General features: G+C 50.6%; 15 protein-coding genes. 7 read left to right on the forward strand and 8 right to left on the reverse strand.

What is annotated here, in order from left to right:
- Positions 1–1,267 precede the first annotated feature (1,267 nt).
- From OSC7112_RS22250 to OSC7112_RS37230, 3 genes are all read left to right on the forward strand, one after another.
- A complete protein-coding gene (locus OSC7112_RS22250) occupies positions 1,268–6,997 on the forward strand; it encodes a DUF4347 domain-containing protein (protein ID WP_015178013.1) in 5,730 nt (1,909 codons plus the stop codon).
- Complete coding sequence (locus OSC7112_RS41225; RefSeq protein ID WP_223300904.1) at positions 6,891–8,300, forward strand: calcium-binding protein; 1,410 nt, start codon at positions 6,891–6,893, stop codon at positions 8,298–8,300. Before OSC7112_RS22250 ends, OSC7112_RS41225 begins: the two co-directional genes overlap by 107 nt.
- Positions 8,301–8,942: 642 nt before the next feature.
- Complete coding sequence (locus OSC7112_RS37230) at positions 8,943–14,243, forward strand: DUF4347 domain-containing protein (protein ID WP_015178015.1); 5,301 nt, start codon at positions 8,943–8,945, stop codon at positions 14,241–14,243.
- A gap of 48 nt (positions 14,244–14,291) precedes the next feature.
- On the opposite strand, the gene OSC7112_RS22260 is transcribed toward OSC7112_RS37230, so the two are convergent.
- Positions 14,292–14,849: an NUDIX hydrolase gene (locus tag OSC7112_RS22260; RefSeq protein ID WP_015178016.1), complete on the reverse strand. Its 558-nt coding sequence runs from the start codon at positions 14,847–14,849 to the stop codon at positions 14,292–14,294.
- Between the two features lie 90 nt (positions 14,850–14,939).
- Here OSC7112_RS22260 and OSC7112_RS22265 point away from each other — a divergent pair, with 90 nt between their 5' ends.
- Positions 14,940–16,271 (forward strand): AMIN domain-containing protein, encoded by a 1,332-nt coding sequence (locus OSC7112_RS22265; protein ID WP_015178017.1) that lies wholly within the window; start codon positions 14,940–14,942, stop codon positions 16,269–16,271.
- Between the two features lie 303 nt (positions 16,272–16,574).
- Here OSC7112_RS22265 and OSC7112_RS22270 read toward each other — a convergent pair whose 3' ends face one another.
- The gene (locus OSC7112_RS22270) at positions 16,575–17,177 is read right to left on the reverse strand and encodes a DUF3172 domain-containing protein (RefSeq protein ID WP_015178018.1); all 603 of its coding nucleotides are present in this window, start codon (positions 17,175–17,177) and stop codon (positions 16,575–16,577) included.
- 287 nt (positions 17,178–17,464) lie between these two features.
- On the opposite strand from OSC7112_RS22270, the gene clpS reads away from it, so the two are divergent.
- Positions 17,465–17,746, forward strand: a complete 282-nt coding sequence (gene clpS / locus OSC7112_RS22275; protein WP_015178019.1) for an ATP-dependent Clp protease adapter ClpS — start codon at positions 17,465–17,467, stop codon at positions 17,744–17,746.
- A gap of 227 nt (positions 17,747–17,973) precedes the next feature.
- Here clpS and rbp read toward each other — a convergent pair whose 3' ends face one another.
- Together rbp and OSC7112_RS22285 are read right to left on the reverse strand one after the other, a co-directional pair.
- Positions 17,974–18,300 (reverse strand): RNA-binding regulator, encoded by a 327-nt coding sequence (rbp, locus tag OSC7112_RS22280; RefSeq protein WP_015178020.1) that lies wholly within the window; start codon positions 18,298–18,300, stop codon positions 17,974–17,976.
- Between the two features lie 287 nt (positions 18,301–18,587).
- Entirely contained in the window at positions 18,588–19,868 is a 1,281-nt protein-coding gene (locus tag OSC7112_RS22285; protein ID WP_015178021.1) for a Sll1247 family protein, read from the reverse strand.
- 408 nt (positions 19,869–20,276) lie between these two features.
- On the opposite strand from OSC7112_RS22285, the gene OSC7112_RS22290 reads away from it, so the two are divergent.
- Positions 20,277–21,659: a UDP-N-acetylmuramoyl-tripeptide--D-alanyl-D-alanine ligase gene (locus OSC7112_RS22290; RefSeq protein ID WP_015178022.1), complete on the forward strand. Its 1,383-nt coding sequence runs from the start codon at positions 20,277–20,279 to the stop codon at positions 21,657–21,659.
- A gap of 142 nt (positions 21,660–21,801) precedes the next feature.
- Here the strand turns inward: OSC7112_RS22290 and OSC7112_RS41895 are convergent, their stop codons facing one another.
- From OSC7112_RS41895 to OSC7112_RS22300, 4 genes are read right to left on the reverse strand one after another with little or no spacing between them, the layout of a single operon-like run.
- A complete protein-coding gene (locus OSC7112_RS41895; RefSeq protein WP_263053543.1) occupies positions 21,802–21,936 on the reverse strand; it encodes a hypothetical protein in 135 nt (44 codons plus the stop codon).
- A complete protein-coding gene (locus OSC7112_RS42440; protein WP_071884039.1) occupies positions 21,937–22,032 on the reverse strand; it encodes a MarR family transcriptional regulator in 96 nt (31 codons plus the stop codon).
- A gap of 38 nt (positions 22,033–22,070) precedes the next feature.
- Positions 22,071–22,394 carry a type II toxin-antitoxin system RelE/ParE family toxin gene (locus OSC7112_RS22295; protein WP_015178023.1) on the reverse strand — a complete coding sequence of 108 codons (324 nt, stop codon included), beginning with the start codon at positions 22,392–22,394 and terminating at the stop codon, positions 22,071–22,073.
- Positions 22,394–22,651, reverse strand: a complete 258-nt coding sequence (locus OSC7112_RS22300) for a type II TA system antitoxin, ParD family (RefSeq protein ID WP_015178024.1) — start codon at positions 22,649–22,651, stop codon at positions 22,394–22,396. Before OSC7112_RS22300 ends, OSC7112_RS22295 begins: the two co-directional genes overlap by 1 nt.
- A gap of 150 nt (positions 22,652–22,801) precedes the next feature.
- On the opposite strand from OSC7112_RS22300, the gene OSC7112_RS22305 reads away from it, so the two are divergent.
- The gene (locus OSC7112_RS22305; protein WP_015178025.1) at positions 22,802–22,984 is read left to right on the forward strand and encodes a DUF2281 domain-containing protein; all 183 of its coding nucleotides are present in this window, start codon (positions 22,802–22,804) and stop codon (positions 22,982–22,984) included.
- Positions 22,985–23,145 lie beyond the last annotated feature (161 nt).

The raw sequence follows: 23,145 nt of genomic DNA on the forward strand, positions 1-23,145 counted from the left end.
GTAGTAATCAATGAGTTAATATGTACTTACGTGTAATAATTATTGTTGAAGCTTGTTTTGGACGACCCACGCCCAAACTCAGCAATTAAAACCTAATCGAGCATTATTGCTTGGTTAGAGTTGCCATAACTGGTGGATTGCGTTCGGTGTTTTTCTAGTTGAGGAATTACGATCGGAAACGAAATTTAGATGGTAAATTTTGGTTGGGCGACGAGAAATCTAGGCATAAATTGGGTTTCTAGTCTCCTGGGCGTAACTCCTGCAGTTAAGAAAATTAGCGAACAAAAATCGTAAGTAGCTGAGGCACAAATCTGCCAATCAGTTTCTCCAAAACATCATGAAAAATTCTGCACGAAACATTGTCCCGAGCATTTATCTTAAACAGAAACCAGCTCGAAGACTCGCTTGTTGACAACTTGAGAAGTTGCTTGTGGGCGGCACTAATCTGTTGAGTGCGATCGTAGTGAAACAGTCTCAAACTTAGATTGCTATCTCCAGACTCAAAGTCATGAATTTTTAAGACGTTTCGTCGATACAGGGTATGCCGATTTCAATTGAATCTCATCTGTTCCACCATTCTCAAGAATAGGCTTTTCGCGCTGTTCCACAACAAGTGAATTTTCTTGTGGGCTGGGCAGGAGAGTCCGCCCATAAAAGGGTTATTGAGAATGCTACAAGATCTCAGTTGAATGACACTTCGGGCACGGTCGGCATAATTATGTGACGGCTATCACTCCCTAATTAATGTCTAGTTGCTATTGTCAACAGGGTTTACGCGCCAAAACAAAAGAAACCGAGTTTTTTACCGGGAGCGAAGGCTGCAACCAAGTCTTTTCGTCCATCAAACCCGTTTATCCGTCCAGAAATAGTGAAAATTATCTGCAAATGAAAGTGCATTAGACGAGCTACAGAAAACCTCATCAAGTAAATTTTTGAGAACTCCTGTTATTATCTACTGCGCCATGTAAGAGATAGGCGTGTAACAGATACACTCGCTAACAGAAAAGAAAAAAGCCGAAGGCAAAATATCACCCGATAGAGAGGTTATGGGGATTTAAACCCCCAATCCTCAGCGCTTCGGTCGGCGATCTTTGCAATGCTATTAAATATCAATATAGCACTGCTTTGTGCTGAGTAAAATTCGCTTTTGGCTCTTGCTCCAAGTCAAGCAGCAGAGCCTCTTAGTCTGCAATTAAACCTTTTCAATAGGTGATAATTATCATCTTGAAGTGGGTACATCATCTACAATCCGTGAGCCAATTTGACCATGCAAAGCATCTGCAACAAACCAATTTTTATCACCCCAAAAATATGTGACTCCACCGCAAGGATTGCTGGCACAAAGTCCCGAAAAACAGCTACTTATCATCATAAAAAACAAATAAAACAAGTAAAAACAGAGGAGTGTTTCCTGTCCCAGAAACAGCGTGGCGGCACGAGAATTGGGCATCCCCGCAGAGAATTTTTGCAAGCAACTGTAGGGGCAAACCCCCCGTGGTTGCCCCCTCGGACTTTAAAAAATGTACTGTTCCTCGATGCCAGAGTAGAGAACTGCGACAGCTTGGCAAGAGGAGCAACAGCCGATACAGAGGTATTTGTACTGGACTCGACGCGGGATGGAGTCGAGCAAATTACTAGAATTTTGGCTAATTGCAGCGATTTAGACAGCCTTCAGATAGTTTCTCACGGTCGAGAAGCTCTGGTGCAGCTAGGGTCGATCGAACTCTGCAACGACAACTTACAAACCTACAGCCATTTGTTACAGCAGTGGGGAAAAGCCCTCAGCGAGACAGGAGATATCTTGTTATTCGGGTGCAGCATCGCAGCGGGGGAAAGCGGCGAGGCCTTCGTGCGGCGGCTGAGCTTGATGGTCGGTGCAGATATTGCAGCTTCCGACAACTTGACGGGGAGTGCGGCACTCGGCGGCGACTGGCAATTAAAATTTGCGATCGGGGAAATAAAGGCGAGAATCGCCATTGAAAAAGAAGTGCTCGAAGCCTACCCTTACGCCCTCGGCACATTAGTTAACGAAACTTTCAAAAACTCCACAGTTAGGGGGCCTTGGATTTACGGGGGAAACAACGGGGCACTGTTCGATCCCAGCAGCGGGGTTCCAGCAGCCGAGCAACTTATCCCCGGCATTACCGGAGGCACAGTATCCGGGGTACTTCCGGCTTTGGGCGGTGCAACTCCCGGCGATGGCGCTCTGCTATTAACTCCAGCAGTAAACCTTCGGGAAGCCTTTGTCATCTACAACAACCCCATTCCTTCAACCGACGGTCTCAGAGTCCAGTTTGATTTTTATTCTTACGGTTCAAGCCAGCAATCTAATGCTCCGCAACCATTTATTAGCCCTCAGCCAGGGGACGGGCTGGGTTTCTTCTTGATTGACGGCACTGTTAGCCCAACAAGGACTGGGGGTTATGGCGGTTCTGTGGCTTACGCTCCACGAACGGGTATACCCGGTATTGAGGGAGGTTATTTAGGCATTGGGCTTGACGAGTTTGGCAATTTTTCAACATCCACAGAAGGGCGCTCTGGCCCTGAGCCACCTCCGATTCCCGGCTCCTCTATTGGTTCTTTCAGACCTGATTCAGTAACTGTTAGAGGAAATCAAGCAAACGGTTATCAGTTTTTAACAAATGCGATCGTTCCCTTCGGCATCGATAACATTCCTACGAGCATTGACTTTAGCGGCCCTGCACCGGGCAACAATTTTAACTTCAGCAATACGTTCACGAGCGATCGCAATTTAGCCAAAAGATCCGTTCAAATTACGCTGAATCCATCTAACGATCCGGTGGAACCCTCTCGCCTCACCGTCGCCTTCGATGAAAATTTCGACGGCATCTACGAAACTACATTGATCGACATCCCCAACTTAGCAACCGAAAACGGCCCAGTACCGCCAATTTTCAAATTTGGTTTTGGCAGTTCCACAGGAGACGCCAACAACATTCACGAACTTCAAAACCTGGTAGTTGAAACTATCAATCCTCCCACTCTCGCCGCAGAGGTTGCCACTATTAAGAGCGGCCCGCAGTTCGTCAAGCCCGGAAGCAGCATTACCTACACGATTACTACTGTAAACAGGGGGCCAGCGCCCGCTACAAATGTCCTGATTCAAGACGAAATACCTTTTGAACTGCTGCTTCCGGGCGGATTGCCGCCGGATCTGATTGCCTCCAACAACGGCACTTACGTGAACCAAACCAAGGCAGTCACCTGGCCGTTAATTCCCGTTCTCAATGCCGGCGAGACTCTCACTTACACCCTGACTATTGATTTGCCGCCCGGTTTAACCAGCGGTAGCAGTTTTGCCAACGTTGCATTCAGCACTAGCTCGACTTTCGACCCCGACCTCAGCAACAACAGCGGTGTAGTCGCGCCAGGGCAAATCGAGGGGCCTGGTGTAGTGTCTACCACAGTTGTCGATACAGTCGCGGATTTAGTTACTGCCAAAAGTGGCCCTGTGACTACCTCGGCCGGGTCAAGCGTCGCCTACACACTGACTACGACTAACATGGGCCCAGACCCCGCTGCCGATGTGACCATCACTGACAGCATTATTCCGGGTTTAACAGGAGTCAGCCTATCGGACGGGGGGAGTTACGACCCTGTTTCGGGCATTGTCACCTTCCCGGCACTGACCGCGCTGGCAAATGGGGCTACTGCGACCCGCACCGTCAGTTTCACTGCCCCAGCCACCCGTACCGCGATCAGCAACACGGCCCGGAGTAGCGCGGCGACTTTCGATCCGATCCTCACTAACAACAACGGCCAGGCGACCAACAAAGACGGCACTCCCACTAACTCTACGGTTACGACAAGTATTGCGCCCAACGCCGACCTCGCAACCACGAAAACGGGATCGACGAGTGCTACGCCCGGTAGTTCGGTCAGCTATACGATCGCCACAGTCAACTTAGGGCCGAGTCCTGCAGAAGCTGTAACCATTACTGACAGCATAGTTCCCGGGTTAAGCGGAGTCACGGCATCTAACGGCGGCGTTTACGATCCAGTGACAGGCATTGTCACCTTCGCGCCCGTGGCAATCGCCAATGCGGAGACAGTTACCCGGACGATCGGCTTCACAGTACCGCCCACCGTAACTTCCATCAGCAACACGGCAAGAAGTACCTCCATCACGCCCGACTCCAGTCCGGCCAACAACAACGGTACAAACCCCAACGCCACCGTCATTACCTCGATCGATGCTGTGGCCGATGTTGTCACCCAAAAAACGGCTCCGGCCAGCATCAAGGTGGGCGACACGCTACTTTATACAATCACTACTACCAACTTAGGGCCGAGTCCCGCGACCAACGTAGTCATCACCGACAGCTTGGTTCCCGGCTTAACTAATGTCAGCGTGTCGAATGGCGGAACCTACAATCCTGCCACAGGGGCGATCGAGTTCCCAGCGATCCCGACTTTAGCCAGCGGCAGCAGCGTCACCCGCAGGCTGATTTTTGTACCGCCGCCTACCCTGACAAGCATCACCAACATTGTATTGAGCCGATCGGACACTTTTGACCCGGACTTGACGAATAACAACGGCTCGACAGTCGCAGTCCCCGGTCAGGCGGGGGGTCGAGTCATTACCTCGATCAATGCTGTAGCCGACCTGGTTACGTCCAAGAGCGGTCTCACATCTGCTCCGGCTGGTAGTTCCGTGACTTATACTATAACTACCACAAACAATGGGCCGAGTGCTGCTGAAAACGTAGTGATTACAGACAGCATCATTCCCGGTTTAACGGGAGTCAGCGCATCCGATAACGGCACTTACGACCCAGTGACAGGGGTTGTCACCTTCCCAACAATTCCCAGCTTGACTAGCGGCAACAACATCAACCGCGAGGTAACTTTAGTCGTTCCAGCGACGGGTACTATTAGCAATACTTCCCAGAGCCGATCGAGCACTTTTGACCCAAAACCCAGCAATAACAACGGTTCCGAGTCCAGAGCCACTGTCACCACCGCCATTTTAAGCGCGCAGCCCACACCCAACCAACCTCCATCAGCCTACAGCAGCAACGCTGCGCTAGCACCCAACAGCGTTGTCCAAATTAGCGGACTCGGAGGCAGAGACTCAGACGGTACAGTCGTTACATTCACCATCAGCACCCTGCCGCCGCCAAATCAAGGCGTCCTGTTCTTGGGCGACCCCGCAACGGGGGGAGTCGCCGTCACGCCAGGTCAAACCCTGACACCCGAGCAAATGACGCAGTTATTCTTCCAGTCGGCCGGCAATTTCACAGGAGCTAATTTTACCTACAGCAGCAACGACAATCTCGGTGGCAGCAGTCCTGCCGCCACCGTTTCTCTGGTGTCGCTGGCGTTCAACTACCCGCCGGTACCCACAAACTTCAGCAAGACACTGGCGCCAAACAGCACCGTCAACCTCACAGGGCTGACGGCAAAAGACCCCGACGACTCGATCGAATTCTTCACTATCAACACCCTGCCGGCGGCAAATCAAGGCGTCCTGTTCTTGGGCGACCCAAGCCAGGGAATCCGGGTCACGGCAGGCCAAAGACTGAGCACAACTCAAATCAGCCAGTTATTCTTCCAAGCAACCAGCGAATTCGCCGCCACCAACTTTACCTACAGCGCCACAGACAGCCGCGGCGCCGTCAGTCCAGCCTCCGCTACAGCCTCCCTGCTAGCACTCTTACCTCCGACCGACCAGCCACCCGTCGCCAACAATTCCAGCCTAGCTGTGTTGCTGGGAAAAACCGCGAACATCCCCGGACTCGGAGGAACCGACCCCGACGGCACGGTGGTTGCCTTTACCGTAAACACATTGCCACCAGCCACTGAAGGCACGCTGTTCTTGGGCGACCCCAGCCAGGGAGTGCGAGTCACTGCAGGCCAAACCCTTACAGCCGAGCAAATTACCCAGTTGTTCTTCCAGGCGTCCGGCAATTTCACAGGGGCAAACTTCACCTACAGCGCTATAGATAACCTGGGCGTCAGCAGTGCGGCAGTCGCCACTGTCTCTCTCATTCCCCTTAAGGAACCGATACCGACGCCGACACCCGCGCCGATACCCGTGCCGACACCCGCGCCGATACCACCAACACCGGCACCAACTCCAACTCCAACACCAACGCCAACACCACCAACACCGGAACCAACACCAACACCCACACCCGCGCCGATACCAGCCCCGGAACCCACACCAACACCCACACCCGCGCCGATACCAGCCCCGGAACCCACACCAACACCCACACCCGCGCCGATACCAGACCCGGAACCCACACCAACACCCACACCCGCGCCGATACCAGCCCCGGAACCCACACCAACACCCACACCCACACCCGCGCCGATACCAGCCCCGGAACCCACACCAACACCAACACCCACACCCGCGCCGATACCAGCCCCGGAACCAACACCACCAACACCACCAACACCACCAACACCACCAACACCCACACCCACACCCACACCAACACCACCAACACCCACACCAACACCCGCGCCCACACCAACCCCCAGATTCAACCCAGTACCCGAACCCGATACCGGTTGCGGTTGTCAACCACTGCCCCAGCAGCCTGGGATCGCATTGATCCCCCCCCAGCCACAGCCCCTACTCAACTTCGACTCCAACGCCGCCCAACTCACCGACATCCAAAACACAATTCTCGGAACCGAGGCCAACGATTCCTTAACAGGAAACCAAACCAACCAACTGTTTCTCTCCCGACGCGGCGACGACACAGTGTTAGGCGAAGCAGGCAGCGATATCATATACGGCGAACAACAGCCAGATTACATAGCAGCCGGTAAGGGCAACGACATCGTTTACTCAGGCAAAGATCGCGATGTCGTATTCGGCGGCAAAGCAGGCGATCGCATTTTTGGCGATCGCAATGGAGACACCTTGTACGGCGATCGCGGTGGTCGACACCATAGTCGGCGACAACGGCAACAACATCGACTTGACCGGTCACGACGGCGACTTGATTTTCGGCGGTGATTCAGGCGATGCCATTGCAGGCAACCAAGGTTCCGACACCGTTTACTCCGGCAAAGCTGGCGACATCGCCTACGGTGGCAAACAAGACGACCTGATTTGGGGTGACAAAGGCCCAGACACCCTGACCGGCGACAGCGGAAACGATTCTGTGTTCGGCGGCGTTCACAACTCCCTCGATAGCGACCCCGACGGCTTCGATTTGCTGACAGGAGGCAATGGCAACGACTTACTTAACGGCCAAGAACAAGACGACACCTTGATTGGTGGCAGCGGACGGGATGTGGTGTTTGGAGGCAAAGCGGGCGATCGCATTTTTGGCGAAACTGACTCGGATACTCTCTACGGCAATCAAGGTTCCGACACCATCATCGGCGACTACGGCACTCAACCGGGCAGTACAGTTGCCACGGATGAAGGCGATTTAATTTTCGGCAACGACACCGGCGATCTCATCGGCGGTGGCAGCGGTAACGATAGCATTTTTGCCGGCAAAGCTAATGACTTAGTTTACGGTGGCAAAGACAGCGACAGGATTTGGGGCGAACTCGGTTCGGATACCATTGTCGGGGATGAGGGGGACGATTCGCTTTACGGTGGTTTGCAAAACCAGTTAGTGTCCGATGTGGATGGCCGCGACTTGCTATTTGGGGGAGAGGGGAATGATTTTCAGGGCGGGGGTGAGAGTTCCGATTCTCTCAGCGGGGGTTTGGGTAACGATACCCTTCGCGGTGGCAAGGATGACGACTTGGTACAGGGAGATGCGGGCAACGATTTGATGTACGGCGACTCGGGCAGCGATATTTTGTGCGGCGATGAGGGTAACGATACTATTTTTGGCGATCGCGGGGAAAATCTGCGAGGCGCTGTGGGTTTTGGCACTCAGCAAGACTGTATTAATGGTGGCAGCGGCGATGATTTGTTATACGGCAATGAGGGTCAAGATACTCTTAACGGCGATGAGGGTAATGACACCCTCAACGGCGGGAAAGATAGGGATATTCTCAACGGAGGTGTTGGGGATGACTGGCTGTTTGGCGATGGGGGAGATGATACTTTGATTGGGGGTATGGGGAACGATCGTTTGGTGTTAAGCGCTAATGGCGGTTTGGATACTGTGCTCAATTTTTCTGTAGGAAGTGATAAGTTTGTTCTGGCTGGTGGCTTGAGTTTTGACTCGTTGCAAATTCAGTCTACGGCGAATGCCACGCTGCTGCAAGTGGCGGCGACTGGTCAGGTTTTGGCTCAGGTTTTTGGGGCTGATAATTCTCTGACTTCTCTCGATTTTCTCACTCTTTCTTCTTGAGACCAAAGCGCATTGAATCCGCTGCATTTTTCCTAAAATTCTAGCAACTCGGTTTGTTTAACAAGCCGAGTTTTTAAATATGTAAAATTCCAAAAATTTCCGATGGTTAATTATTGGCTGATTTGACTTGCTGACGACCATCAAATTGGTTATCAGTGACTAATTTATTACCGATCAAAACAAAAAAGTGATAACTACAAAAGTTACAACCATTTTTTAAGTGTAAAAAAAATATATCTGAAGGTCGGTCAATTGATCCATCAAAATTGTTTTTGATAAGGACTTAAGTCTTAACAAAAATCTTGTAAATCAACCAGTGTTTACTACAAAAATGAACGATTATAAACTGCTTTTAGGCAAAAAATATCGCACAGCCAGGTATATTTTCGTACATCGTGTCATTTTTTTGTCGTAAAACAATTTAGTACCACGTCTGAATTGGCTAAAAAACCCCTGATCGATCGGGTAAATATAGCGAACTGCTACTTTCGGAAGATGTCGCTCAAAAAAAAATCGCAGTAAATAGAACTTGTTAATTATGCGAAGTCGAGAAATTAGCAATTAGAAATTTTCCATTAGCAATTAACAATAATATCTACCACTGAAGATTGACAATTGAGAAATCAAGGAGCTATGTAACTCATGAAAAATTTATGGTGCAACTACTCTTCGCCAATTCACAAATCAAGTTCCGATCGCCGCGACACCGACTGCCTAAAACCTTCTTTGATTGGGGCGTCCTTAGTCGGCGATCTGGCGAGCGATATTTCCTGTTTAACAAAAGCGAGTCGGAGCGTCAAGACTAAACATAAAAAACATTTAGTTTGCATCGACCCGAGGGTAGATAATTATCAGCATCTTGCCAACGGAGTCAAACCGGGGACAGAGATAATTGTCCTCGATAAAACTCTGGACGGAGTAGAACAAATTACCGAGATTCTAGCTAAACGCAGCTTAATTGCCAGCCTTCAGATAGTTGCTCACGGCAATGAAGCTTCCGTGCAACTGGGGTCAACTTTACTGAAGGATGAAAACTTACCAAAGTACGATCGGCATTTGCAGCAGTGGGGAAATGCCTTAAGCGAAAAAGCCGATATTTTATTATTAGCGTGCAGGGTTGGGGCGGGAAAATCAGGGATTGCTTTCGTGCAGAAGCTGAGAGAATTAACAGGCGCAAATATAGCGGCTTCCAACAATTTAATTGGCAGTGCAAAATTAGGAGGAAACTGGCAATTAAATGTTACAGCAGGACGAGTAAAAACCGCAATAGCCTTTGAAACAAAAACGCAGGAAACTTACAGCGCTGTCCTCATTACTTTAGTTGATGAAAGTTTTCAAGATGCAAGTCTAATAGGGCCTTGGATATCTGGGGTCAGCGGCACGACAGACGCTCCCGCTTTAACAGCAGGAACCGGAACGGAGAGTTTTCCGGGTTTGAACATCGACCCGATCGGCAGCGGGGCTTTGAGATTAACTTCAAGAAGTTTTGACCAATCTACTTTTGCCATCTATAACAGTCCAGTACCAGCCAGCAGCGGCCTTAAAATTGTCTTCGATATATTTGCCTACAACGGCACTGCACGTCCGAATTTACCCAGTAATTTGACAGGGGACGGCATAAATTTCTTTTTAATTGACGGTACTGTGACGCCAACAAAAGCTGGAGGCTATGGAGGTTCTCTCGGCTACGCCCAAAATACAGACGACAATCAGTCCGGTTTACTCGGAGGTTATTTAGGAATTGGATTTGATGAATTCGGAAATTTTTCAACTCAAAATGAAGGGCGTGTAGGTGGAATTCCGGGAGGGATTAGACCAGACTCGGTAACGCTTCGAGGTAGCGAAGCTAGGGAATATCAGTTTTTAACTTCTAACTTTGTGCCGGGGGGAATAGATAATATTCCCAATCCCGTAACTCCGCCGATCAACGCCATTACTACCACTCGCGAACCAGCCAGAAGAAGAGTTCAAGTTATTTTGGAACCTCCCACTTTTGAAACGCCCAACAGTCGTCAGCTTACTGTTAGCTTCGATCTCAACAATAATGGTTCGTTTACAGATGTGGGCGAGACTATTATCGACATTGGCGATTTAGAGGCAATAAACGGGCCCATCCCGCCAACATTCAAATTTGGTTTTGCTGGTTCAACGGGAGACGCAACAAATATTCACGACGTTCGCACTTTGTCGATCCAAACTATAGACGTGCCGCTTACTACAGCAGATGTTGCGACAACGAAAAAAGGCCCGCCCGCTGCGGCACCCGGCAGCCCCATTACTTACACAATTACGACAGTAAATAACGGCCCGAACCCGGCCGAAAACGTGCTGCTTGAAGACCAACTGCCCCGAGGGGCAGTATTTGGCAGTGCCGACGGCGGCGGCACTTTCAACGAGACAACGAGACTGGTAACCTGGCCAACTATTCCGAATTTACCTGTAGGGGCCAGCGCCACCCGTACCGTAACCGTTACCGCCCCAACTACACTCGGCGCTATTACAAACAGTGTATTCAGCAGCAGCAACACGATCGATCCCGTACCCGCCAACAACAGCGGCAGCAGTCCGGAGGCGCGAGTCACCACCACTATCACGAACGATAGCGCCGATGTAGTGACGGTGAAAACCGGGCCCGCTACTGCGGCGGCAGGCTCGACAGTCACCTACACAATTACGGCGGCTAACAGTGGGCCGAGTGCAGCAACCAATGTGGCGATCGCCGACAGCATTGTTCCGGGGTTAACAGGAGTCAGCGTGTCGGACGGCGGAAGTTACAACGGAACTACAGGTATTGTGACTTGGACGGCGATCCCATCCCTAGCCAGCGCCGCCAGCGCCAACAGAACCGTCAGTTTCGCAGTTCCCGTCACCGGCGGCACCGTCGCCAACACTGCTAGCAGCACCTCAACGAGTCCAGACCCCAATCCTGCCAACAACAACGGCAGCGAGCCCGGCGCAACTGTTACCACCAGCATCGCCGATAGCGCTGATGTAGTGACGGTGAAAACCGGGCCCGCTACTGCGGCGGCAGGCTCGACAGTCACCTACACAATTACGGCGGCTAACAGTGGGCCGAGTGCAGCAACCAATGTGGCGATCGCCGACAGCATTGTTCCGGGGTTAACAGGAGTCAGCGTGTCGGACGGCGGAAGTTACAACGGAACTACAGGTATTGTGACTTGGACGGCGATCCCATCCCTAGCCAGCGCCGCCAGCGCCAACAGAACCGTCAGTTTCGCAGTTCCCGTCACCGGCGGCACCGTCGCCAACACTGCTAGCAGCACCTCAACGAGTCCAGACCCCAATCCTGCCAACAACAACGGCAGCGAGCCCGGCGCAACTGTTACCACCAGCATCGCCGTTGCCCCGACTCCCCCACCCCCACCGACTCCGACTCCGACTCCCGCCAACCAACCACCGATAGCTAGCAACGTCAACCTCGAAATTGCCCCCAGCAGCACTTTGGCGATCGCAGGACTCGGAGGAAGCGACCCCGACGGGTCGATCGCATCCTTCACCATCAACACCCTCCCACCAGCAAATGAAGGGCTGATATTTTTAGGCAATCCCGATACTGGCGGCCGGATTGTCACCGCCGGTCAAATTCTGACACCTGCTGACATTAAGCAATTATTTTTCCAATCGACCGCCAACTTTACAACAGCAAATTTCACCTACAGCGCTACAGACAACCAGGGCGCTACCAGCCCCGCCAGCGCTACTGTGTCTGCCATTCTCCCGAACGAACCAACACCAACACCAACACCAACACCGGAACCAACACCCACACCACCCACACCACCAACACCAACACCAGCGCCGGAACCAACACCCACACCACCCACACCACCAACACCAACACCAGCGCCGGAACCAACACCCATACCACCCACACCGGCCCCAACACCAACACCAGCGCCGGAACCAACACCCATACCACCCACACCGGCCCCAACACCAACACCAGCGCCGGAACCAACACCCACACCACCCACACCAGCCCCAACACCACCAACACCCACACCCGCGCCGATACCAGCCCCGGAACCAACACCACCAACACCACCAACACCACCAACACCACCAACACCACCAACACCACCAACACCAACACCACCAACACCCACACCAACACCCGCGCCCACACCAACCCCCAGATTCAACCCAGTACCCGAACCCGATACCGGTTGCGGTTGTCAACCACTGCCCCAGCAGCCTGGGATCGCATTGATCCCCCCCCAGCCACAGCCCCTACTCAACTTCGACTCCAACGCCGCCCAACTCACCGACATCCAAAACACAATTCTCGGAACCGAGGCCAACGATTCCTTAACAGGAAACCAAACCAACCAACTGTTTCTCTCCCGACGCGGCGACGACACAGTGTTAGGTGAAGCAGGCAGCGATATCATATACGGCGAACAACAGCCAGATTACATAGCAGCCGGTAAGGGCAACGACATCGTTTACTCAGGCAAAGATCGCGATGTCGTATTCGGCGGCAAAGCAGGCGATCGCATTTTTGGCGATCGCAATGGAGACACCTTGTACGGCGATCGCGGTGGCGACACCATAGTCGGCGACAACGGCAACAACATCGACTTGACCGGTCACGACGGCGACTTGATTTTCGGCGGTGATTCAGGCGATGCCATTGCAGGCAACCAAGGTTCCGACACCGTTTACTCCGGCAAAGCTGGCGACATCGCCTACGGTGGCAAACAAGACGACCTGATTTGGGGTGACAAAGGCCCAGACACCCTGACCGGCGACAGCGGAAACGATTCTGTGTTCGGCGGCGTTCACAACTCCCTCGATAGCGACCCCGACGGCTTCGATTTGCTGACAGGAGGCAATGGCAACGACTTACTTAACGGCCAAGAACAAGACGACACCTTGATTGGTGGCAGCGGACGGGATGTGGTGTTTGGAGGCAAAGCGGGCGATCGCATTTTTGGCGAAACTGACTCGGATACTCTCTACGGCAATCAAGGTTCCGACACCATCATCGGCGACTACGGCACTCAACCGGGCAGTACAGTTGCCACGGATGAAGGCGATTTAATTTTCGGCAACGACACCGGCGATCTCATCGGCGGTGGCAGCGGTAACGATAGCATTTTTGCCGGCAAAGCTAATGACTTAGTTTACGGTGGCAAAGACAGCGACAGGATTTGGGGCGAACTCGGTTCGGATACCATTGTCGGGGATGAGGGGGACGATTCGCTTTACGGTGGTTTGCAAAACCAGTTAGTGTCCGATGTGGATGGCCGCGACTTGCTATTTGGGGGAGAGGGGAATGATTTTCAGGGCGGGGGTGAGAGTTCCGATTCTCTCAGCGGGGGTTTGGGTAACGATACCCTTCGCGGTGGCAAGGATGACGACTTGGTACAGGGAGATGCGGGCAACGATTTGATGTACGGCGACTCGGGCAGCGATATTTTGTGCGGCGATGAGGGTAACGATACTATTTTTGGCGATCGCGGGGAAAATCTGCGAGGCGCTGTGGGTTTTGGCACTCAGCAAGACTGTATTAATGGTGGCAGCGGCGATGATTTGTTATACGGCAATGAGGGTCAAGATACTCTTAACGGCGATGAGGGTAATGACACCCTCAACGGCGGGAAAGATAGGGATATTCTCAACGGAGGTGTTGGGGATGACTGGCTGTTTGGCGATGGGGGAGATGATACTTTGATTGGGGGTATGGGGAACGATCGTTTGGTGTTAAGCGCTAATGGCGGTTTGGATACTGTGCTCAATTTTTCTGTAGGAAGTGATAAGTTTGTTCTGGCTGGTGGCTTGAGTTTTGACTCGTTGCAAATTCAGTCTACGGCGAATGCCACGCTGCTGCAAGTGGCGGCGACTGGTCAGGTTTTGGCTCAGGTTTTTGGGGCCGATAATTCTCTGACTTCTCTCGATTTTCTCACTCTTTCTTCTTGAGAAAAGCATCACAAAAAACAGCGTGTAAGGTTCCATTCACACAGCACCTTACCGCTGTTTATTCAAAAATTCTAATCCTAAAAAAATAGCTGCGATGCTTCCTGATACACAAATTTCTCGCCTTTTTATTTTCACTAAAACTTCGGAAATGGGAACTAAAACTACTTCAATATCTTCTGTAATATCTAATTCTACTTTGCTGGCAAGCTTGACATTTTTAGCAAAGTATAGGTATATAGAATTGGTGTCTTTTACGGGGTTATCATATAAGGTTGCTAGTTCCAAAATTTCTTCAGCAACATATCCCGTTTCTTCGGCAAGTTCTCTGGCCGCTGCCGATTTCCCGCTTTCTTCAGCAGGATTGAAAGATCCGGCAGGCAGTTCCAGCAAAATTTCGCCGACTCCGTGCCTGTATTGGCGCACTAATACAAGTTCTTGCTGCTCTGTCGTGGCAAATACTAGGGCGATATTGGGTCGGACATTAACAAAAAAATCGTCTATAATTTGTCCGTTTGGCAATTCTATTTCATCTTGTCTAACCTGACACCACTTGTTGTTAATAACGAAGCGCGATCGCAATAATTTCCATTTAGTTAAATTTTTCATATCGCAATAATGCTAAACTTTCAGCGTCATCCGAAGGCAAAATTTTCCCATCCATAATCTATTTCAGATCGAAAATTTCACCCAGCAGCCATGCCATACAAAAAATTACCGCGAAAATTTTGGGCAGACTTACAAAAATTGACTGTTAATTCTCTACCAGCGGGATTGTTTGCGATCGAGTCACTGAGTCTGAGTCTAGCAGCCGTCGCCGCAGTTGCATCAGTGCCCGCAACACTGGAACGAGCAAATGCTTCTACAGTCACAAGTTGGCAATTCGATCCGGCGACAAATCAGCTAGAAATTACTCTCCCAGAGGGAACAACCCCCAAATATTCTCTACTCAACCCGTCTCAGATTGCTGTGGATTTACCCAATACTGAGATCGGAGTAGATGCAACTCAGCTATACCCGCAAGGCAGAGTGCGTTCTGTGGGGGTGACTCAACTTCAACCGGGGACGGCGAGAATTCTGGTCAATTTGGCTCCTGGAGTCGGTTTCAGGGCAGGGCAAGTTCAATTCCAAAGAAGCGGGGTAGAAAATCGCTGGGTGTTGCGTCCTTCGATCGAACCGACTCCAATTATGGAAACTTCCGAAACTCAACCCCAGCCTGCAAGAAAAGTACCGCAAAACCAGCCGCCGACAGATTCCAACTCAACTGCTGCCACAGAGGTCGATCGAGCTGAGCCTCCTACTTCCCTGAATCCCGCTACAAATTCTTCGCAGCCGCCAACTCCCAATGACCAAATCCAGCCGATAACAGTGCCTTTAGTCAATGTTCGCCTTGAGGAACGCCGTGGGGTACAAGCTGCTGCTCTACCCCACGGCGTTCCTCAAATAAGGGCTGCCGCAGCGCCGGAACAGCGGACGCTTACTTTTGGGGAACCGCTTCCTCGCGGACGATCTAATGCTCCTTTGCAGGCTGCGGCTGGGGCGAATGTTTTGTTGCCGGCGGGCACGGAGCTCAGTTTGCTATACCCCGGCGATCGGGCTTTGCGCCTTGCCCGTGCGAAGCCCAGCCGAGAGGAAGTGCTGCTGCTGCAAGGGGGAATTTTCGACAGTCGCGGCAATACGATCGTACCTGCTAATACGCCGGTCATCGGTCGGTTTGAAACAACGAACCTCGGCAGTCGATTTGTGGTCGAAGCTATTAGTCTCAACGGCCGCAATATCCCTCTCTTGGCTCGCTCAGAACCCGTGGGAGGCCGCCGGCAACAGCCTTCCGATCGCAGTTTGTTGCGAAATACTGGTATTGGTGGCTTAGCTTTGTTCTTGCTGAGCGGCTTTTCCGGTATCGGTTTGTTGGCGGGAGCAGCCGGTGGTGTTGCTACAACTTACGTCGCTGCTCCTCAACCTGCTACGATTCAACCCGGTCAAATTTTGCAAGTTCAGTTAACCGAAGATTTCCCCCAGTTAGGTTTTTGAAGCAGAAGGAGGAGGGAATAAGGAAGAAGGAAGTCTTCTCTCGAACCTCTTCGTTCAATATTTTCTTAGGGATGAGAATTAAATAAAATCCACTTTTCATGACTGTTGTGGGATGGGCCGATTCCGCCCGCCCGGAAAGGACGGGCGGAATCGGCCCATCCCACAAGAAAAAAGGGAAATTATTTAATAGACGCTCCTTAGAGGAGTTTTCCATTCTCTGAAATAAAGTAAGGACTCAGGCAAAGCCTAAGTCCTACCGCATATCTGTAAATTGACTCAACTGAAAACCGCTATATCGGGGATTTAGAAATTTTGACCTTCAGTAGTTGGAGCTATCGAACCCGGTTGGTTGAGGAACAGGTTTTTAGCGCCGTCGTTTTGGTAGATACAGTTAATTTCCGGTTGAGCTTCCAGGGGGCCGGTGAAGCCAAAGGTGTTCATGCGATTTTTGCACTCTCGCACTTGGTTTTGGCTGATGAGTTTTCTTTGTTCGAGAATTGCCCAGTTATTGGTTCGCAGCACGCATCCGGGGCGCATACTCGGCTGCGAGATGTAGACGTTGAAGGGGTTGAGGGTGACGTAGAGGCGCATATCTGTCACCATCGCGCTTGCTCCAAACTGCACGCAAAGTTCTGGGTTCGGGGCGCTGCGATCGATAAATTCGCGGGAGGCTACGTTCTCTGGGCTAATTGTAGCTGTGGAGCTAAAGGCAATGCCAATCCCAATTCCCAGAATAAAGACGGCTGTTAAAATCCCTAGGGTGGCGGAATTGAGGAAAGAGGGTTTGCCGGACTGAGGTTGACGCCGCGACTGTCCGCCAAAGGAGCCGGAGTAGTCGGAGTCTTCATCTCCTCGGGATGGGTCGCCGCTGAATCTGTCGTTGTAGGATTTAGGTTTGCGTTTCATATAAGGTTCCCTCAGTTCTGGAGACTCAACAGGTAGTAGTTTGTTATTTTTAATCGATCTCGCCTTTCTAATATTATGGCGCTAGGAAGGTGGTTGCCCAGGGCCCAGGACACCCCCTGCGGGTTTGGTTTTGGGTTCACAGCTTGCGATCGAGCAAGGGGCTGCCTTGTCTGAATTTTCAGATTTCAATAAAATAGCTGAAAGTGACATACTCTTGCACAGCGGAGGAATCCGGCTCAAGATTGTTGACAAATTTTAACATTTTACAAGTCAGGAGGTATAGATTAGTGTCTGTCGAAATTATTCAAAAGCCTTCCACAGTCCGCAAGCTTGCACCGCGCTACCGCGTTCTGCTGCACAATGATGATTTCAATCCTATGGAGTACGTGGTGCAGACATTGATGGCGACGGTACCGAGTCTGACTCAGCCACAGGCGGTAAATGTGATGATGGAAGCCCATACTAACGGGATGGGATTGGTGATTGTTTGCGCTCTCGAACACGCTGAGTTTTACGCTGAAACGCTCAACAATCACGGATTGAGCAGCAGCATCGAACCTGACGATTAGAAACTGACGGTACTGCAACGGATTCGCCCAACCGGTTTGAGACTCATACCGTCAACTTTCATACCAAAAAGCCAAGGGTTAGGCCCTTGGCTTTTTGGTATATTTAATCCGGTAGATATGGAAACTTGAAGAGCATAGGTTTTTCGGAACGGCCGGAAGTGGTTCGGAGCTAGGTGAGCTCTCGCGCCAATTTCAACTCTCCAATCTCAAATCTCGATCGGAGGAAATTAATAACGTCCTCCGCCGCCGCCTCCTGCGCGACCAAATTTTCCAGGGCCGCCGCCCCGGTTGCCACCCCGGCCGCCTTCATCTTCGCGGGGCTTAGCTTTGTTAACTTTGAGGTCGCGACCCATCCACTCTGCTCCGTCGAGAGCACTAATGGCTGCATCTTCTTCTGCATCTGTGGACATTTCTACAAAACCGAAGCCGCGGGGGCGACTGGTTTCTCTGTCGGTAGGTAGATGTACTCGCTTAACGGTTCCGTATTCGGCGAAGACGGTGGTGATGTCTTCTTGGGTAACTTGGTAGGATAAGTTACCGACGTATATCGACATGAGGAATAACTCCAAAATTTAGACAGTGCGAAGATTTCAGTTTCGGAGAGTCCCCTGCCGATACAGAAGGGCAAGTTTTTAGACAATTCTGTAGCAATGAACAAAGCCTGCAACTGAATCTGATTCACACTTGGTACTTTAACATAGAATAGCGTCTTTTGAGTAGGTTTGAGGAGTTAATTAAGTCGTTCTAATTAAAGGTAAAACTTTTAGGGTATTCAGAAACCTGGTCGATCGGTGCGATGTTTTGCCTGCATTGGAAGCAGAGAAAGTTATGCCGCGCCCTCTCACCGCAGGAAAGATACATCCACCTTGCCAAAGTTGGTACTCAAAGCTAGGTTCACGTTTTCCAGGGCTTTGACTAACCACACCACGCCTTCTCGGGTACTGCCTTCGTAGTGACCGAACAAAATTGCCAGCCGCTTTTCTAGGTAGGGCTTGACTTTGCCGCAAATTAGTACGATTTTCAGTAGCAAACCAGTGGTTTGGGTGGGTCCGAGGTTTGAGATCAGGTCGATGAAGACAAAGTGGTTGGGGCGCACAGGACTCTCTACTACTAAAAAGTTCAATAACTGGCTGCAAGTTCTAATCATTAAAAATTCGTTAAACTTCTGATCGTCGCTGTGGGGCAGGGTATTTTGTAGTTGCTTATACAACTTTTCGTTAAAGAGACGTTTGCCGTAGCGCTCATCGGTGACAGAAGAAATCAGGTATTCGTACAAGTCGTCTTTAAAGGAGCGGTAGGACTGATGTGTGCTGGCGTTCGCCGTGAAACGGCCCGCTAGCTCTCTGTAGGTATCGGCTCCTTGTACTTTTCCGACAAATTGCTTGAGGGCAAAGAATAGTTCCGGGTCGGTCAACAGGGTCGGATTTTTTATAAGCTGTATATTTCTGCCGAAGGAAAGGGAGGTTTCCCGACGCGCTATGTGGGCTTTCCTCACTTGGTGAGCGACATATTGTGAGAGCTCGATCTCAAATTGCTGCTGCTTTTGAGCTTGGATTTTTTTAATGATTTTTTGCTGTTCGTAGGTGCTGTCGTCGCTGAGGAGGCAGTGTTTGTAGAGGTAAGGGTAGCGGGGAATTAAGGTTCCGAGGGCAAGGGTAGCAGGGGTTTTGCTGTTGCTGCTATCTTCATTGCCGTGAGTTATGACTTTGGCTAAGCGTTGGAGGGTGAGGTACTGTTCGCTTTCGGTAAATAGATTTACTAATTTGGGGATGGAGCCTCCCCTCCGCGATCGATTGTATCCAAATAATATTTTGGGCGCTTCTTCAAACAGAGCGATCAATTCAGGGATGGCTGCTTGCTTGCTGGGGTAAGTTTGCCAGCGGTTGATCAGGATGTGGCAGCAGCGGTTGAGGATGTATTTGAATTCTTGTTCCGCGTGTTCTGAGGCTGCTATTTTTTCGAGTGCGTCGGCGACGGAGCGATCGGGATATCCGGTACCCTGGATAAACAAAGTGCGAAAGCGGCTGATGAGTTCGGCCGGCTGCTCTCGCTGTACCAACTCCAGCCAGTGCTTGTAAAGTAGCTGTTCTTCTTCGTAACTCTGTCTGTTGTAGTCGTTCACTGTGGTTAACCCTCCGAGGCTGGGGCAGTAGCTTTCAGCGCTATGAGCTGGATAAATTGGCCGATGAAGCGCAACAATTGAGTCAACCGAGCTTCTCGCCGGATGAGGCTTAGGGGTAGAAGCTGTCAGCAGCTTAAGCCGATCGATATTTTTTGCTTAGTTAAACTATTTATCAACACCAGCATTACATGAATTGTTGGTAATTAGCAAGGCCTTAAATCACCATCGACTTTGTAAAGTATTGGTAAAGATTGTAGGTGGGTACGGGATAATTTATTGGTGGGCGGACGATTTAGTATTAGGACGATCGAGGTCAATCCCGATTCGCAGCCCGCTGTCAGTTAAATTTGAGGTTGAGCGGGGTAGAATTAGCTGTGAAAATAATTATTTGAACTGTGAGTGCTGGTTATGGTTTGTCGCGTAAGTATGGCCCAACTTGCTGAAATTTTAACTGTACCTTTGCCTGCTGTGTCTGAGGGCGTTTTGACAGATTTAGGGACAGGTATTGCCACAGATACGCGCACTCTTGAGGGGGGTGAAGTATTTTTGGCGCTGCGGGGAGAGAATTTTGACGGCCATCAATTTGTAGCAAAAGCCCGGGATTTGGGGGCGATTGCGGCGATTGTCGATCGACATTGGCAAGAGGAATTGCCTAATTTTCCGCTGTTGCGCGTTGACGATACTTTAAAAGCTTATCAGTCGATCGCCCGTTGGTGGCGCGACCAATTCAGTATACCTATAGTTGCTGTTACTGGTTCTGTAGGTAAAACTACTGTTAAAGAGTTAATTGCGGCGGTTTTGTCAACGAAGGGAAATGTTCTTAAAACTCAATATAACTACAACAATGAAATTGGCGTACCAAAAACTTTGTTGGAGCTTTCGCCGGCACACAATTATGCTGTGATTGAAATGGGAATGCGCGGCAGTGGCGAAATTGCGCTGCTGTCGCAAATGGCGCGTCCTACTGTGGCGGTAATTACTAATGTAGGAACGGCGCATATCGGGCGATTGGGTTCGGAAGAGGCGATCGCCCAAGCAAAGTGCGAACTGTTAGCCGAAATGCCTGCTGATAGCGTTGCTATTCTCAATCACGATTGTGACAGATTAATCGCAACTGCGGCCAAAGTTTGGCAGGGAAAAACTTTAACTTACGGTTTAGAAGGCGGGGATTTGTGCGGACAATTGCTTAACCATGATACCATGTTAGTAGAAGGTGTAGAATTGCCGCTGCCGCTGCCTGGACGCCACAATGCTGTAAATTATTTGGCGGCTTTGGCGGTAGGAAAAGTTTTAGGTATTGATTGGGAAGTTTTAAAGCAAGGTTTGTCTGTGCAGTTACCGGATGGACGGGCGCGCCGCTACGATTTGCCGCAGGATATTGTAATTTTGGATGAGACTTACAATGCTGGTTTGGAGTCGATGTTGGCGGCCCTGAGACTGTTAGCAGATACTCCTGGAAAGCGCCGGATTGCGGTGTTGGGGACGATGAAGGAATTGGGCGACAGGGCGATCGAATTTCACCGACAAGTGGGAAGGGCGGCGCGAGATTTGCATCTGGATGCTTTGTTTGTTTTTGCTGATTTTGAGGAAGCGGCGGCGATGGCTGCGGGTGCGGCGGGTTTGCCTCTTGTGGAGGTAGAAGATATTGCGAGGGAGAATTCCCACGAAGATTTAGCAAGGCATTTAATGGAGTTTGTCGGACCGGGCGATCTGATTTTATTTAAGGCTTCTCATTCGGTTGAGTTGAATCGAGTTGTTGAGAAATTTAGAGCTGATTTGGCGGGGGAATAGACAGAAACTCGGCGATTGAAATCGCTTCTTGTCAAACAAAGTCCGCCTGCACGGACTGAGGAGAAATAGGGGCGATCGATCTTAATTGATATACTAGCAACTTGCTCTGCTTCCGCAGCTACTTCGATCGCCACTCTCGCCCTTACCGACTTACTCCGGCAAGCATTCGCTTCAGCACTCGCTGCATCACCTGAAGTTCTCGATCGTCCAGGTGACAGCCAAAGTATTCTGCAATTCCCTCAGCATAAACCGTCCACATTTGCTGTTGGATTGCCAATCATGCCTCAGTCAGCACGGCATAGGTGCCCCGCCGATCGCTCGGACAGGGTTCTCGATATAGCAGTCCGGCTTTTTCCAGGCGATCGGGATTTATTGTAGTGAAATTCGATTTTCTTTAAAGGGCGATCGCAGCTATCCTTCTTGTGGGTTTTTCAAGCGCGTTCTCAGGCGTTGCAGCACATCCATCCGCTCGTGATAAATAGCAACAACCACCATCAGACTTCCCGATCTCATGATGCCAAAAATATAATGGTGCTGACATCGGGTTACGCGCAAACGGGGATGAATGTTTTTCAGATCCCGATAGAAGCCCTGGCTACCCGCAAGGTTTTCAGCACAGGTTTCCAGCGCAGCAACGTAATCTCGCGCCTGGGCTATGCCGTAATTGTTAACGGTGTACTCGATAATATCTGCTAAATCCTCTTCTGCGTAGGAGGTGAGTTCGTAGGATGGCATTACACTTTTCCCATCGCCGCCAGCTTCTCTTCCAAAACCTGGCTGAATGTCTTAGCCGATACTTCGCCGCGTTCGGCTTCCGCTATGCGCTCCCTCAGCAGTTCTTTGAGTTCCTGCCAAGCCTGTTCTTCCTCTCGATCGTTAGAAGGAAACAGCCTTTCGAGTACAAACTCTTTAATAGATTTGCCCAGCACAGCCGCCATTGCCTTAATTTGCTGGTGCTGTTCGTCTGTTACATCGATCGTTATCCTGCTCATAACGCCACATTGACGGAGTACCTTTCTAAGATATCCTAAAATGTAAAAAATTACAATTGTGATTTTTAGACTCTTCCTGGTGTCCCCAATGCGATCGAGCAGCTTAACTGGCAATTGTTATCATAAGTTTATGGATCGAGAGGTTATCTAATGGTAGAAACCACCATCCTAGAAAGTCTAGTCAAGTTGCCAGATTCTCTGAAACAGGAAGTGCTGCACTATATAGAATTCTTAGTTTTAGTCAGCCGCAACGAAGTGTTGGATGCTTATGTTGTTCGTGGATTTTCGACACAGATCGTGTTTCTCTGGTGTTGCAGGGTAATCCCAAAGTAATCGCGCAACTAGGAAAAGCCTCTGCACAGACTTTGGTATCATACTGCAAATGTGATATAGTTACTAGATATCTCCGGAAATTCGCTCTCAGCCCAGACAGGGCAAGGGTTGAAGGTATTCTTTCGGGGATGTCTACTAGCTATGCGGAACTTACGAGTTGT

The sequence above is a fragment of the Oscillatoria nigro-viridis PCC 7112 genome (genome assembly GCF_000317475.1).
Lineage (GTDB): Bacteria > Cyanobacteriota > Cyanobacteriia > Cyanobacteriales > Microcoleaceae > Microcoleus > Microcoleus nigroviridis.

What these genes read in the sequence shown, in the direction of transcription:
- OSC7112_RS22260 (WP_015178016.1), bottom strand. Translation starts at nt 14,849, where the DNA reads ATGAAAAATTTAACTAAATGGAAATTATTGCGATCGCGCTTCGTTATT.
- OSC7112_RS22305 (WP_015178025.1), top strand. Translation starts at nt 22,802, where the DNA reads ATGGTAGAAACCACCATCCTAGAAAGTCTAGTCAAGTTGCCAGATTCT.
- OSC7112_RS22270 (WP_015178018.1), bottom strand. Translation starts at nt 17,177, where the DNA reads ATGAAACGCAAACCTAAATCCTACAACGACAGATTCAGCGGCGACCCA.
- OSC7112_RS22290 (WP_015178022.1), top strand. Translation starts at nt 20,277, where the DNA reads ATGGTTTGTCGCGTAAGTATGGCCCAACTTGCTGAAATTTTAACTGTA.
- rbp (WP_015178020.1), bottom strand. Translation starts at nt 18,300, where the DNA reads ATGTCGATATACGTCGGTAACTTATCCTACCAAGTTACCCAAGAAGAC.
- OSC7112_RS22295 (WP_015178023.1), bottom strand. Translation starts at nt 22,394, where the DNA reads ATGCCATCCTACGAACTCACCTCCTACGCAGAAGAGGATTTAGCAGAT.
- OSC7112_RS22250 (WP_015178013.1), top strand. Translation starts at nt 1,268, where the DNA reads ATGCAAAGCATCTGCAACAAACCAATTTTTATCACCCCAAAAATATGT.
- OSC7112_RS41225 (WP_223300904.1), top strand. Translation starts at nt 6,891, where the DNA reads ATGGAGACACCTTGTACGGCGATCGCGGTGGTCGACACCATAGTCGGC.
- OSC7112_RS22265 (WP_015178017.1), top strand. Translation starts at nt 14,940, where the DNA reads ATGCCATACAAAAAATTACCGCGAAAATTTTGGGCAGACTTACAAAAA.
- OSC7112_RS37230 (WP_015178015.1), top strand. Translation starts at nt 8,943, where the DNA reads ATGAAAAATTTATGGTGCAACTACTCTTCGCCAATTCACAAATCAAGT.
- OSC7112_RS22300 (WP_015178024.1), bottom strand. Translation starts at nt 22,651, where the DNA reads ATGAGCAGGATAACGATCGATGTAACAGACGAACAGCACCAGCAAATT.